Below are 13,462 nucleotides of genomic sequence, written 5' to 3' on the forward strand. Positions count from 1 at the left end.
TGCATTCCTGGAAATCTTATACGGCAAATAAAATAAATAAATTATTATGTAAGGAAGGTGAACTATGGATGCATGAATCATTTGACCATATAATCAGAAGTCCTAAACAGTTTGAAAGAATAAGAAAGTATATTGAAAATAACCCTAAAGTAACTCACGCTTCCAGCGTAAGTAATACAGTAACTCAACCATCCTGGTTGAGCAATGAAAAACACAAGCAAGATGCTTGTGATACAGAACGCACCCCATATAATTTCAAACGCCATTGTATTGAAAACTGCCTTTATGGAGTAGATATTGATTCTTCTGCAATAGATATTGCCAAACTCAGATTCTGGCTTTCCCTTGTGGTAGATGAAGAAGATATTACAAAGATAAAACCATTGCCAAACCTTGATTACAAACTTGTATGTGGAAATTCTCTATTAAAGGTAGAGAGGGACTTATTTAATGCTGAATTATTTAACCAACTTGAAGAACTTAAACCAAAATATTTCAACGAGACAGACACAAATAAAAAACTAGAGTTAAAAAAACAGATTGATAAATTGATTAAAGAATTAGTAACTCAACCTTCCAGGTTGACCAATAATGAACACAAGCAAGATGCTTGTGATACCATTTTTGATTTTGAAGTATACTTTTCTGAGGTGTTCCATGAAAAAAAGGGTTTTGATGTGGTCATTGGGAATCCACCGTATGTTAAAGAACATACTTTTAGAAACGCTTTTGATGGATTAAGAGAATCGCCTTATTACAAAGGGAAAATGGATATCTGGTATTTATTCGCCTGTAAAGGAATTGATTTACTGAAAAAAGAAACGGGTATTCTTACTTTTATCGCTCAAAATAATTGGGTTACGAGTTATGGTGCTTCAATAATGAGAAACAAAGTTATACAGGATACTCAAATAATACAGATGCTTGACTTTGGTAGTTATATGATTTTTGAAAGTTCAGACATTCAAACAATGATTATGATTTTCAGAGTAGATCCAAGAAGTGATAACTATAAATTTGATTATAGAAGATTGGAAGGAAATAACCTGAATCTTAACGATATGCTGGATTTGTTAAATTGCAATCAAAATTCAAAAACCATTTATCTTAAACCAACTATCCAGAGAAACAAACTTGTAGATAAATTTTTAACCTTTAGCGATACAAAAATTGAAGCAATATTGGATAAACTTTCAGAAGAGGGTAATTTTAGGCTTATGGAGAATGAAGTGGCTAAAGGTATTCATTATGATCAAGACCGCGTAAACAAAAATATGCAAAAAATATTAGAGAATAGATTTAATATCGGAGAAGGGATATTTGCGTTAAGCAATAAAGAGAAAAACGATATACCATTTACCGAAAAAGAACTGGAATTGATTAAGCCGTCATATACTACAAAAGAGCTTGGGAGATATTATGCGAATAGAAAGAATTCTGAATGGGTTATATACAAGGTGAAAAAATAATTGCTGTCCGTAAATGCATTGAACCTACTTTTACATACACAGATTTTGATTGCTATGTCTCAGCGACATTTTATGTTATCAAAACAGAAAAAGTAAATTTAAAATATCTCACAGCATTATTAAATTCAAAACTGATTGCTTTCTGGTTAAAGCACAAAGGGAAGATGCAAGGCAATAATTACCAGATTGATAAAGAACCGCTCTTGGCGCTGCCCTTAAAAAATATTTCTGAGAATACTCAAAAACCCTTCATTTCCCTTGCAGACCAAATCCTTGCAATCACGAATGATGACGATTATTTAGAAAATCCAGACAAACAGGCAAAAGTCAAAGAATACGAACGCCAGATTGACCAGATGGTTTATAAACTTTACGGCTTAACTGAAGATGAAATAAAAATCGTTGAAGGAGACAATAAATGAAAGATAAAACAAAGTCATTAATACCTCAAGAAATTATAGAAAATAAAATACTTTTAATCAGAGACCAAAAAGTAATGCTTGACAGGGACTTATCAAAACTTTATGGAGTAGCAACAAAGGTTCTCAAGCAGGCAGTAAATAGAAATATTGAACGGTTTCCAGAAGATTTTATGTTTCAATTAAGTAAAGAGGAATTTGAAAGGCGACAAAATGGGATTAAGATATAGACCGTATGCCTTTACTCAAGAGGGTGTAGCAATGTTATCAAGTGTGCTGAGGAGTAAAAGAGCAATTCAGATTAATATTGAAATAATGCGTGCCTTTGTAAAGTTAAGACAAGTGTTAGCAACTCACAAGGACATACTATGGAAGATTCAAGAACATGACCAGCAAATTAAACGCATATTTGAAATTTTGAAAGAACTACTGACTGTACCAGAAAAACCAAAACTTAAAATTGGTTTTAGAAAAGATAACAGTTAATTGTATAATAGGGATATGCTTTTTCAAAGGCTTCGTAGGCAAAATCTTTGCCATTACAGAAGATGACGATTATTTTCAGAACTCCACGAAGCAGGCAAAGATCAAGAAATACGGAGATCAGATTGACCAGATGGTTTACAGACTTTACGGCTTAACCGAAGATGAAATAAAAATTGTAGAAGGAATAAACAATGAAAAGTAACCATATATACGAAACAAATGCAATTAGTTTTGAGTTTTAAGTTTTTAAATGAAACACCTATTGTTTTTCTCTGAAATTCTCATAAAATGTGGGGTTTTTGCCTCAATTTTTCTTATTCCTGTGTATTTTGACACAAGGCTTTATAATGTCTTTGACCTATCAAAGCTTGTTCTTATGTATATCCTTTGCTTAATAATCCTTATAGGATGGGCAATAAGGTTTATATTGGGGAAAGAAAAGATAAACCTTTCTCCATTAAAATTTCCTGTTCTGGCTTTTTTTATTATAAGCCTTCTTTCTGTATTATTCTCTGTAAACAAGATTGTCTCCATATTTGGGTATTATAGACATTATGAAGGGCTTTTATCCCTAATTTGCTATCTTATTTTATTTTTCTCTGTTGTTTCTTTTTTTGAGAGAAAATCTGTTATTCTCCTTGTTGATATTTTGCTAATAACAGGTGCTATTTGCTCAATCTATGGGGTAATTCAGCATTATGGTCTTGATTTCTTTTCCTGGAGCGGAGCTGCTGGAAGCAGAAATAGGGTATCCTCCTCCTTTGGAAACCCAGTATTCTTTGCAGGCTATATCACCATCCTCCTTCCCATTGCTTTTGGAAGGCTTCTTTTTACAACAAATAGGATAAAAGCCATAATTTATTGGGTAATCTTTTTCCTTATTTGTCTTGGATTTTTCTTAAGCAATACAAGGGCTTGTTATATTGGCCTATTCTTTGGTCTATTATTGCTTTTATTTTTGGTTATAAAATATAAGACGACAAAAAAAGCCCTTTTAATTTCCCTTATATTTTTTATCCCAGGGATATATTATAACATAAAGCCAGAAACATCTACTATTAAAAGGTTTCTTACAACATTTACAGGAAAGGAGCATACACAAAAGGTATCAGAAATTGCCTATCAGGCAACATCACATGGATTTGAAGGATCTGCAGGCGTTAGGCTGTATATTTGGAAGGATACCTTAAATATCATTAAGCATTACCCTATATTTGGCGTTGGTCTTGATGGACTTGGTAATGTCTATCTTAAGTATAGGTCAATGGGTGTATTCAGGATTGAGGGAGATGCAAAGGCAGATTCTGCACACAATGAATTCCTTGATATAGCTGTAACAAGGGGGATTTTTGGCTTAATTATCTATCTTTGGCTTATAGTTTCCCTTATTTATTTTTCTATAAAAAAAGGTTTTGAGATTAAAAATGAAGAAAGGTTTATAATTTTTGGGATTGCCTGTGGTTGTCTTTCTTATTTTATCCAAACCCTATTTTCCTTTGGCGTTACGCCTGTATTTTCAACCCTATGGATAACAATGGGTATTGCCGGCTTATTTTCTAAAAAGGAAAAAAAGCAGGGTACAGCGATTAGAATGAATAAAAACATAAAGCCCATAAGGATGGCTCTTTTTGGAACCTCTATTCTTATTATTTCTATTTTTTTCTTTTTAACCAGAAATATATACCTTGCCGATGTTCATTATAAGGCTGGAACAAGGGATGCAAGCAGGGCATTAAAGGAATATGAAGAAGCGGTAAGGCTAAATCCAACAATTGATTGGTATCAGGGGGAGGTGGTAAGGCTTTTGCTTGAGGATGCAAAGGCAAAAAGGGATAAGGATTATCTAGGGAAGGTAATTTTAAGGATAGAAAGGACAATAAGCCTTTTCCCCCAGGATGCAAATAATCATAATACCATAGGTCTTGCCTATGATTTTAAGAAGGAGCTTACCGGAGAAGATACAGAGGCAAGGGTTATGGCTTGCTACAAAAAGGCAATCTTTTGGAACCCCTTTTATGTTGGTGCATATAACAACATTGGTGTAATCTATGGAAGGAATGCAAACTATGAGGAGGCAGAAAAATACTTTACCGAGGCTTTAAAGATTGAAGAGAAGAATGGAATCTCCCTTGAAAACCTCCATAAAATTGCTGATGCCTATATCTTTTACAAAAAGATAGATGGTGCGAAAAGGGTGCTTACCAATATTGCCACATTCTCTCCCGATTATCCAAGGATTATGGAGATATACACAAACCTTGGGAATATTTATAAGGAGCAGGGAAGAATGGATAAAATAGAGGAAATCTGTCTTTTAATGATAAATGCAGATAAAAACAATATTATAGCAAGGAGAAATCTTGGTTCAATATATTACACACAAAAGAAATACAAGAAGGCAGTCAAAGAATTTGAATATGTTTTAAAAATAGAGCCACAGGATTCATATTCCCAAAATTTCTTGAGGTTATGTAAAGAGAAATGATTATTGGTCTCACAGGAAGGATTGGTTCTGGAAAGACAACCATTGCCAAGATTTTTGAAAAATATGGGGCTTTTGTAATTGATGCTGATATTGTTGGTCATAGCGTATTAAAAGAAAAAGAAAGAGATATAATCAAGGCATTTGGAACTATTGAGAGACCTGCTTTGGCAGATATTGTATTTTCTGACAAAAAAAAGCTAAAAACATTGAATAAAATGACCCATCCTTTAATTATAAAGAGAATAAAGGAGATGATAAAAAGCTCTAATTCTTCGCTAATTGTTGTTGTTGCCCCATTTTTGATTGAGACAAAATTAAAGACAATTATTGATAAAACAATCTTTGTAATGTGCAATAAAGAAAAAATCTTAAAAAGAATGAGTAAATCTGGGTGGGAGGCTTTTGATGTTTTAAGAAGAATGGAAAATCAGCCAAGCGATAAAGAAAGAATCCAATTTTCTGATATTATTATTGATAACAATGGCTCTATTTCAAAAATAGAGGCAAGGATAAAAAAGCTAATAAAAGAGGAATTAAGGTTTAAGCTCTTTGAGCATACAGCAGATATTGGAATAATTGCCTTTGGAAGGACAAAGGAAGAGCTATTTTCAAATTCTGCTTATGGGATGTTTTCAATATTGGCAGATTTGTCAAATGTTAGGTGTTGTGAAAGAATAAAAATCTCATCAAGTGGAAATGGGTATGATGAAATGCTTGTAAATACCCTATCTGAGCTTTTATTTTGCTTTACAGGAAAAGGCTATCTCCTTAAGAGATTCAAAACAGAGATTTCAGGAAATAATATATCTGTTTCTGCCTTTGGAGAAAAACTAAACAAAAGCCATCTATTAAAGATGGAGATAAAGACGGTTACATATCATAATCTAGAGATAAAAAAAAGGAAAGATGGCTGGACAGCCAGGATAATTTTTGATGTTTAGAAGCAGTTTCATAAGGGTCTGTAAGGTCTTTATTTTACAAGAAGTTATGTCTTTTGAAATGGATTTATGTATTAGCCATTAGCCTTTTATTTGAGTATATATATATCGGCTTTTTAGAGCCAAAACATAATAGATTTTTTGAAGTATAGTCAATTCTTATGGTAGGGTAGCGGAAAATGGGAATTTAGCAAGGATATTATAAATAAACAATAACCCTTTATACCTCTACCTTCTCCAGCCTCCTTATTCCAAGGATTAAGGGAATAAAAAAGGCAAAAATGGAGAATAAAAGAAAAAACCCTATTTCTGTTGAAAGCCTTTTTATAATCATAAAAGGAGAGAGCCTATTTAAAGCATAAGAGGATGCTGGAACGGCTATTATAAGGATAGAAAAAAGGCAATAGAATAGGCTTATAATGGCATTTATTGTCCCACCAAGCCCGGAAACAATAGATGTAGGATTTTCCTTCTTAAAATCGGGATAAATAGCACCGAGACAAACAGATAATGAGGCAAGGATAATGCTTATAATTCCTATCATTATAAAGGAAAGGAAGGAAATGTAGGCTTCTGTTGCAAGGATTTTATTTAAAAATGTCATTAAGCCTTCTGTAATGAAAAAAAATATAAAGGTGTTAAGGATAAGTTTTTGCAGGATAAGGGCTTTTTTTGTAAGGGGTGATGTCATTAAGACCCAAAACCTTTTTCCCTCAAGGCTTATTAAGGGAAAGACAAACCTTGTGGTAAGGGTAGAGGTAATGAGGGATAAAGCAGATATATTCAAGAAAAGAATAAGAAATTTCCAATAAAGGACATCAATTTGATAGGGTGTTCTTGGAAGGTTAAGGATATAGATAAACATTATCCCAAAGAAGATTAAGAATTGGGCAATCTGCATAGGATCCCTTAAGAATACCGTAATGTCTTTAGCGCATAAGGCTTTTATTCTTTTTGGAAGAAAGAAGAAAAGGCTCCTTATGAGCTTAAAAAGGTTCATTTTCCTTGAATGGCTCCCAGAACTTTCTATCCTCTCCATCCCTTTAAGATAAAAAAGAGAGGCAAAGGAATTTGTAATTGTAAAAAGAAACAAGGCATTTACCAAGAGGACAAAAAAATAGAAGATAGATTCCAGGCTTTTATCTTCTGCTAGTTTTAGCCCCTTTACAAACCAGGTAGATGGAAGAAGGGGATTAGTTGAAAATGCCATTCCCTCAATAAGCCTTCCAAAGAATTCAAATGGTTTATCTGGAATTTCTTTAAATATTCCAAATTTTAGGCAAAATAGAAAAAGGGGGATGGATAAAAGAAAAAGACCAATGCTTAAAAGAAAACCTTTTTTTATTGGAAAAAATAAGGAGAGAATAAGGAAAAGCCCTGTGCCAATACTTGATGATATTAGGGTAAGCAGAGGAATTGCAAAAATAATAAATGGATATATAAAAAAAGATGACCTCATAGCTATTCCATATCCTGTGATAATAGGGATACAGAAGATAATGGGTGCCCAGGAGGAAAGGATGGTTGCCTCTTGAAACTTTACATTGAATATGGAAGATATGGGAATGGGAAGGCTTCTTAATAGAGAAACCTCTTTTGAGGTATATAAGGTAGAGAGGGATGTTATAAGGCTTGAGAAGACAATTAAAGAGAATATTGTAAGGAAGAATAGAAATAAGCCCCTTTCTATAAGAAGCTCTCCAAATGGAAAGACCTTAATAAAAATACATCCTCTGTAGACAAGAAAGAATATGGAAAAAAGAAGGAGGCTTGAGAGGCTACCCACAAAGAGAATTTTTAATAATGAATGCTCCCTAAGTATATTCTTTAGCGTATTTTTAAAGATTACAAGCTTAAGATAGAACATTATCGCACATTGATAGATTAATCTTTTTCTTTAATCTTTGCAACCTCTTCTAATATCTTTTGTATTAAACCAAAGGATTTTGTATCTATCTTTTCAAGGAAATAAGATTTTTTCTCTCTATTTTGGGAAAGAGATGCTTTTTGAAGACTTTATAAAAAAGATTGAGGAGGTAAAAGGAAAATGAAAGGATTAAAGATTTTAACCATTGTTTTGATCGGGCTAGGGTTTAATCGGGATTTATGGGGATATATCTATTCTGGATATAAGCGTAATTCTAATCCCACCTATTATTTCTATATGGGTTTTGATTACTGGATTGGAATAGGGGTAGGGCATACACTCTCCGGTGCTTGGAGCTATGTGAACAAGGGTGCAAAGGTATGGAATGATGTTTCAGATTGTAATTTTGAGCTTAAGCATGGAGGGTTTAGACCAAACTGGGAAAGATTTGGCAGTATATAAGCTTGTTGGCACAGGTTCAACCAGCCATTGGGAAAAAATTGAGGGTTCAATAGTAAATCCTCTCAAACATTGTGAATTATTTTTAAAGATTATAGATTTAAGGTGAAACATTATGACATAGAACAAAATGCTCTTTTGAGAAAAAAGTAAGGGGTGGGTCTTTTATTTCACAAATCCCTTTCTTTTCCGGGCATCTTGGGTAAAATGGGCATCCTTGTTTGGAATGTTCTTCACTGAGTGAGATATTAACAAATCTTCTTTCCCTTGGATGGCATGGAGGAATTGAGGCAATGAGGGATTTTGTGTAGGGATGCTTTGGGTTTTTAAAAATCTCATCCCCCGCTCCTTTTTCAACAATCTTTCCCAAATAGATAACAGCAACATCATCAGCAATATAGGAAACTACAGCTAAATCATGTGAGATAAACAAAAGGGAAAGAGAAAATTCGCTGACAAGAGAAAACAAAAGGTTGATTATCCCTCCCCTCATTGATACATCCAGGGATGATACAGGCTCATCGGCGATAAGAAGCTTCGGTTTTATTGACAAAGCCCTTGCAATGGCTATTCTTTGTTTTTGTCCACCTGAAAATTGATGGGGATATTTTTTAAGATCCTCTCTTTTAAAGCCAATTAAAGAGAGAAGCTCATCTATCCTTTTTTCCTTATCTTCTATTTTATGAATAATGAGTGGTTCTTTTAATATATCATAAAGCCTCTTTCTTGGGCTTAAGGAGGAATCTGGGTTTTGAAAGACAATAGAAATGTTTTTCCCTTTAGTCTTTGATGAAACCTCCTTTCCGTCAAAATAAATGGCTCCAGATGTAGGTGGAGAAAGACCTAATATAACCTTTGCAAGGGTTGATTTTCCAGATCCACTCTCTCCAACAATACCTAGGATTTTTCCTTTTTCTAAAGAAAAACTTACACCATCAAGGGCTTTTATTGCTCCCTTTGTCTTTGAAAAAAAAGAAGCCTTGAGGGAGAAATATTTCTTTAGCTCAACTACCTCAAGCATTTTCTCATATTATATACTAAAAATCAATTGAATTTCAAGCAAACCCCAAATAGATGGATGAAAATATTGACAAAGTTTTCTTAAAGCCTTTATAATTTTTTTATGAAAAGGACATATCAACCACATAATTTAAAAAGAAAAAGAACACATGGATTTAGAAAGAGGATGGATTCAAAAAGTGGAAGGGCGGTGCTTGCAAGAAGAAGGGCAAAGGAAAGAAAAAGGCTTACTGTCTAAATTAAGGCTTAATAAAAAGGAATTTCTTCATATTATTACAAATGGAAGATGCTACAGAAAAGGAGGAATTAGCCTTTATCTTTTAAAAGACAAAAAAGGGAAAATTGGTATCTCTATCTCAAAGAAAATAAAGGGTGCTATTTTAAGGAATAAGTTAAAGAGAAGGATGAAGGAGATATGCTGGAGGTATAGGGAAAAATTTTTGGATAATTCAATTGTTGTAATTCTTCGTCAATCTTTGCCTTACAGATCTTTAGAAATCCTATTTCTTTCATTACTATGATTAGGCTACTTGTTTTTTTAATTAAGGTCTACCAAAGGCTAATCTCGCCATTTCTTGGTAGAAATTGCAGATTCTATCCAAGCTGCTCTAACTATGCCTTACAAGCATTAAAAAAATACAAAACAAAAGGTATATTCCTTGCTGTTAAGAGGCTTTTTTCCTGCCATCCATTTAATAAAGGTGGGATCAATCTCCCAATAATTCTTTCATCTTTTGTGGGATGTTTCTTGATGTAAGGAGGGATTCTCCTATAAGAACACCCTGAATTCCAATTTTTTCCAAAAGAAGGATATCATCCCTTGTTTTTATTCCACTCTCTGAGATAACAATCCTATCATCTGGAATAAGAGGTTTAAGCCTTAAGGTCGTATTTATGTCTGTCTTAAATGTATTAAGGTCTCTGTTGTTTATTCCAATGATTTCTCCACCTATTTTTAAGGAAAACGAAAGCTCATCTTCATTATGAACCTCAATAATGGTAGGAATTTTTGCTTTTTCTGCCTCCTTTTTAAGCTCGGCTAAAAGATTAAAATTAAGGCAGGAGGCAATAAGAAGAATAGCATCTGCTCCATAGGCAATGGATTCCTCAATCTGCCAGGGGTCTATTATAAAATCCTTTCTTAAAATGGGAAGGCTTGAAGCAATTTTTGCGCTTTTTAAAAACCTTATATCACCTTCAAAAAAATCCTTTTCACAAACAACAGATATAGCAGACGCACCATTATTTTCATAGAGTTTTGCCAAAAATTCTACAGGATGGGATGGTTTAATCTTTCCCAAACTTGGCGATACATACTTTATCTCAGCAATTAGGCTTATTTTTTTCTTTGATATTGTTTCTTTAAAATCCCTCTTTTCTAAAGAAGCTACAGGAAGGGGAAATGCCTTTTTTCTCTTTATATCCTCTTTCTTTTTCTCAATTATCTTTTCAAGTATCATAAAGCCATTATAAACATTCCTAGCTTAAACTGTCAAAAAATATAGGGTAATTGAAAAAATAATAGACAAAATGTTTCAAAATGGGTTATACTATTTAAAAATTTTATGTTAACAGAAAGAAAGGAAATGGTAGAGACAAAAAAAATGACAAGAGATATCCCTATTGAAAAGATAAGGAATATTGGCATTATGGCACATATAGATGCTGGAAAGACAACAACAACAGAGAGAATCCTTTACTATACAGGAAGAACATATAAGATTGGAGAGGTTGATGAGGGAACAACGGTTATGGATTGGATGGAACAGGAGCAGGAAAGGGGAATAACCATAACATCTGCGGCAACAACCTGCTTCTTTAAGGGTCATCAGATAAATATCATTGATACGCCTGGCCATGTTGATTTTACCATTGAGGTTGAAAGAAGCCTTAGAGTCCTTGATGGTGCAATTGCCATATTTTGTGCTGTTGGTGGTGTCCAGCCACAGACAGAGACTGTATGGCGTCAGGCAGATAGATATAGAATCCCAAGGATTGCATTTATCAATAAGATGGATAGGGCTGGTGCAGATATGGATAAGGTTGTTGATATGATGAAAAAAAGGCTTTCTGGAAAACCTGTTTTAATTCAAATTCCCTATGGAGCTGAAAGCGAATTTAAGGGTGTAATTGACTTAATAGAAAAAAAACTTATTGTTTGGGAAGATGAAGAGGGAATTGCCTATAAAAAGATAGACATTCCAAAACCCTTACAAGAAAAGGTAGAAATGGCTCATCACAAGCTCATAGAAACAATTTCTGAATATAGTGAAGAAATTATGGAAAAATACCTCTCTGACGAGATAATTTCTTCTGATGAAATAAAGAGGATAATAAGAAAAGAGACAATTAACTGTAATATATTCCCTGTTCTTTGTGGAGCATCATTTAAAAACAAGGGCGTTCAGCCACTTATGGATGCAATTGTTAACTTTCTTCCCTCACCCGTTGACATTTCCTCAATTGTGGGAATAAATCCAAAAAATAATGAATATGAGGAGCGTCAGGCATCTGATGATGAGCCTTTATCCTCCCTTTTATTTAAGATAGCATCAGACCCATTTGCAGGAAACCTTATATATATCCGTGTCTACTCAGGACATCTTGATGTTGGAAAGACCCTTTATAATACAACAAAGGATAAGAATGAAAGGATAACAAAAATCTTCAGGGTTCATGCAAACAAGAGGGAGGAGATAAAAAGGCTACATTGTGGCGAGATAGGTGCGATTGTTGGTCTTAAAGAGGCATCAACGGGTGATACATTGACAAGCCCAGAATACCCAATACTCCTTGAAAGTATGCACTTTCCAGAGCCTGTTATCTCTATGGCAATTACACCTGCGACAGTTAAAGACGAAGAAAAGATGAGTATTTCTATAAACAAGCTCATTACAGAAGACCCAACATTCAAGATGACATTTAATAAAGAGACAGGACAGAGCATTATATGGGGAATGGGAGAGCTTCATTTAGAGATAATGGTAGAGAGGCTTTATCGGGAATTTGGTGTTGAGCTTAAAACAAGCCCTCCTCAGGTTGCCTATAAGGAAACCATCAAAAGAAAGACAGAATCAGAGGGAAGGTATATCAAGCAATCGGGTGGAAGGGGTCAATATGGCCATGTAATAATAACAATGGAGCCAGCAGAGGCTGGTTGTGGAATTGAGTTTGTTGACAAAATCATTCAGGGAAGGATTCCAAGGGAGTATATTCCTTCTATCAAGAAGGGAGTGGAAGAGGCAGCAACAAACGGTGTTCTTGGTGGATTCCCCGTTGTTGATGTAAAGGTTACATTGCACGATGGCTCATTCCATGAGGTAGATTCATCTGATATTGCCTTTCGCAATGCGGCTGTAATTGCCTTTCGTGATGGAATGAAAAAGGCAGAACCAATTCTTTTAGAGCCAATAATGAAGATAGAGATAACAACGCCAGAGGATTATCTTGGTGATGTTATAGGTGATATAAACAAAAAGAGGGCAAGAATCCTTGATATGGAAACAAAGGGAGATGGAAGGATAATAAAGGCAGAAATTCCCCTTTGCTCTATGTTTGGCTATGCTACAATTCTTCGCTCAATAACACAAGGAAGGGGCATATATACAATGGAATTCTCCAATTATGAGCAAGTTCCAGCTGAAATACAGAAGGAGATTTTAAAATGAATAAAGAAAAGGTAAGGATAGTGCTTAAGGCATTTGACCATAGAATCCTTGATAAATCAACAAGGGAGATAGTTGATATAGTCAAGAGGACAGGAGCAACCTGTATTGGACCAATTCCACTTCCTACAAAAATCTCAAGGTATACGGTATTGAGGTCTACAAATATTGATAAGAAATCCCGTGAGCAATTTGAGATAAGGGTTCACAAAAGGGTTGTTGATATTACAGACCCTACAAATGAGACAATATCAAGCCTGATGGACCTTAATCTTCCAGCAGGCGTTGATGTTGAGATAAAGAAATGAGCGGATTATTAGGGAAAAAGATTGGGATGACACAGGTTTTTCTGGAAGGAAAGGTTGTTCCAGCAACAGCCATATCAGCTGGTCCCTGCTTTGTTGTTAATACAAGGACAAAGGAAAAGAATGGATATAATGCAATTCAATTGGGATATGGAGAAGATAAAAGACCAGGTGTTCCAAAAAGGGGCTATTTTAAAAAGCAGGGGCTTTCTTGCAAAAAGCATCTTATGGAATTTAGGGGAGAATTTGATTATAAGATAGGTGATAAAATAGGTGCCGATATATTTAAAGAGAACGAGATTGTTAAGGTATCTGCTGTCTCAAAGGGAAAGGGGTTTCAGGGTGTTGT

The 13,462-nt window shown here is 34.4% G+C and carries 17 protein-coding genes; 14 read left to right on the forward strand and 3 right to left on the reverse strand.

Translation table 11 applies throughout. The annotated features are described in order from the left end of the window. The 7 genes from AB1630_05610 to coaE all read left to right on the forward strand — a co-directional run. A partial coding sequence (locus AB1630_05610; GenBank protein MEW6103279.1) for an Eco57I restriction-modification methylase domain-containing protein occupies nucleotides 1-1,469 on the forward strand: 1,469 nt, incomplete at its 5' end. Beyond that, the gene (locus AB1630_05615; GenBank protein ID MEW6103280.1) at nucleotides 1,442-1,891 is read left to right on the forward strand and encodes a TaqI-like C-terminal specificity domain-containing protein; all 450 of its coding nucleotides are present in this window, start codon (nucleotides 1,442-1,444) and stop codon (nucleotides 1,889-1,891) included. The genes AB1630_05610 and AB1630_05615, both read left to right, overlap by 28 nt. Then, a complete protein-coding gene (locus AB1630_05620) occupies nucleotides 1,888-2,118 on the forward strand; it encodes an ORF6N domain-containing protein (protein MEW6103281.1) in 231 nt (76 codons plus the stop codon). Before AB1630_05615 ends, AB1630_05620 begins: the two co-directional genes overlap by 4 nt. Then, entirely contained in the window at nucleotides 2,102-2,374 is a 273-nt protein-coding gene (locus AB1630_05625; protein ID MEW6103282.1) for a hypothetical protein, read from the forward strand. Before AB1630_05620 ends, AB1630_05625 begins: the two co-directional genes overlap by 17 nt. Continuing rightward, the gene (locus tag AB1630_05630; GenBank protein ID MEW6103283.1) at nucleotides 2,349-2,576 is read left to right on the forward strand and encodes a hypothetical protein; all 228 of its coding nucleotides are present in this window, start codon (nucleotides 2,349-2,351) and stop codon (nucleotides 2,574-2,576) included. Before AB1630_05625 ends, AB1630_05630 begins: the two co-directional genes overlap by 26 nt. A gap of 48 nt (nucleotides 2,577-2,624) precedes the next feature. Next, nucleotides 2,625-4,859 (forward strand): O-antigen ligase family protein, encoded by a 2,235-nt coding sequence (locus AB1630_05635; GenBank protein ID MEW6103284.1) that lies wholly within the window; start codon nucleotides 2,625-2,627, stop codon nucleotides 4,857-4,859. Beyond that, nucleotides 4,856-5,800: a dephospho-CoA kinase gene (gene coaE / locus AB1630_05640; GenBank protein MEW6103285.1), complete on the forward strand. Its 945-nt coding sequence runs from the start codon at nucleotides 4,856-4,858 to the stop codon at nucleotides 5,798-5,800. The genes AB1630_05635 and coaE overlap by 4 nt, the downstream gene beginning before the upstream one ends. Nucleotides 5,801-6,017: 217 nt before the next feature. Here the strand turns inward: coaE and AB1630_05645 are convergent, their stop codons facing one another. Next, nucleotides 6,018-7,664, reverse strand: a complete 1,647-nt coding sequence (locus AB1630_05645) for a hypothetical protein (GenBank protein ID MEW6103286.1) — start codon at nucleotides 7,662-7,664, stop codon at nucleotides 6,018-6,020. 180 nt (nucleotides 7,665-7,844) lie between these two features. Here AB1630_05645 and AB1630_05650 point away from each other — a divergent pair, with 180 nt between their 5' ends. Next, nucleotides 7,845-8,126, forward strand: coding sequence for a hypothetical protein (locus AB1630_05650; protein MEW6103287.1), 282 nt, complete (start codon nucleotides 7,845-7,847; stop codon nucleotides 8,124-8,126). Nucleotides 8,127-8,223: 97 nt separating this feature from the next. Here AB1630_05650 and AB1630_05655 read toward each other — a convergent pair whose 3' ends face one another. Beyond that, nucleotides 8,224-9,144, reverse strand: a complete 921-nt coding sequence (locus tag AB1630_05655) for an oligopeptide/dipeptide ABC transporter ATP-binding protein (protein MEW6103288.1) — start codon at nucleotides 9,142-9,144, stop codon at nucleotides 8,224-8,226. 102 nt (nucleotides 9,145-9,246) lie between these two features. Here AB1630_05655 and rpmH point away from each other — a divergent pair, with 102 nt between their 5' ends. The 3 genes from rpmH to yidD are packed head-to-tail and all read left to right on the forward strand — an operon-like array spanning nucleotide 9,247 to nucleotide 9,900. Next, nucleotides 9,247-9,381, forward strand: coding sequence for a 50S ribosomal protein L34 (gene rpmH / locus AB1630_05660; protein MEW6103289.1), 135 nt, complete (start codon nucleotides 9,247-9,249; stop codon nucleotides 9,379-9,381). Next, the gene (rnpA, locus tag AB1630_05665) at nucleotides 9,338-9,664 is read left to right on the forward strand and encodes a ribonuclease P protein component (GenBank protein MEW6103290.1); all 327 of its coding nucleotides are present in this window, start codon (nucleotides 9,338-9,340) and stop codon (nucleotides 9,662-9,664) included. The genes rpmH and rnpA overlap by 44 nt, the downstream gene beginning before the upstream one ends. Next, nucleotides 9,661-9,900: a membrane protein insertion efficiency factor YidD gene (gene yidD / locus AB1630_05670; protein MEW6103291.1), complete on the forward strand. Its 240-nt coding sequence runs from the start codon at nucleotides 9,661-9,663 to the stop codon at nucleotides 9,898-9,900. Before rnpA ends, yidD begins: the two co-directional genes overlap by 4 nt. Here yidD and trpC read toward each other — a convergent pair. Continuing rightward, complete coding sequence (trpC, locus tag AB1630_05675; protein MEW6103292.1) at nucleotides 9,851-10,603, reverse strand: indole-3-glycerol phosphate synthase TrpC; 753 nt, start codon at nucleotides 10,601-10,603, stop codon at nucleotides 9,851-9,853. The genes yidD and trpC overlap by 50 nt on opposite strands. 144 nt (nucleotides 10,604-10,747) lie before the next feature. Between trpC and fusA the strand changes: the two genes are divergently transcribed. The 3 genes from fusA to AB1630_05690 form a co-directional block, all read left to right on the forward strand. Continuing rightward, entirely contained in the window at nucleotides 10,748-12,811 is a 2,064-nt protein-coding gene (gene fusA / locus AB1630_05680) for an elongation factor G (GenBank protein MEW6103293.1), read from the forward strand. Further along, nucleotides 12,808-13,116 (forward strand): 30S ribosomal protein S10, encoded by a 309-nt coding sequence (gene rpsJ, locus AB1630_05685; protein ID MEW6103294.1) that lies wholly within the window; start codon nucleotides 12,808-12,810, stop codon nucleotides 13,114-13,116. The genes fusA and rpsJ overlap by 4 nt, the downstream gene beginning before the upstream one ends. Next, nucleotides 13,113-13,462, forward strand: a 350-nt coding sequence (locus AB1630_05690) for a 50S ribosomal protein L3 (GenBank protein ID MEW6103295.1), incomplete at its 3' end; no start/stop codon positions are given. The genes rpsJ and AB1630_05690, both read left to right, overlap by 4 nt.

It is taken from the genome of bacterium (genome assembly GCA_040753555.1).
Taxonomy (GTDB): Bacteria; UBA9089; UBA9088; order UBA9088; family UBA9088; genus JBFLYE01.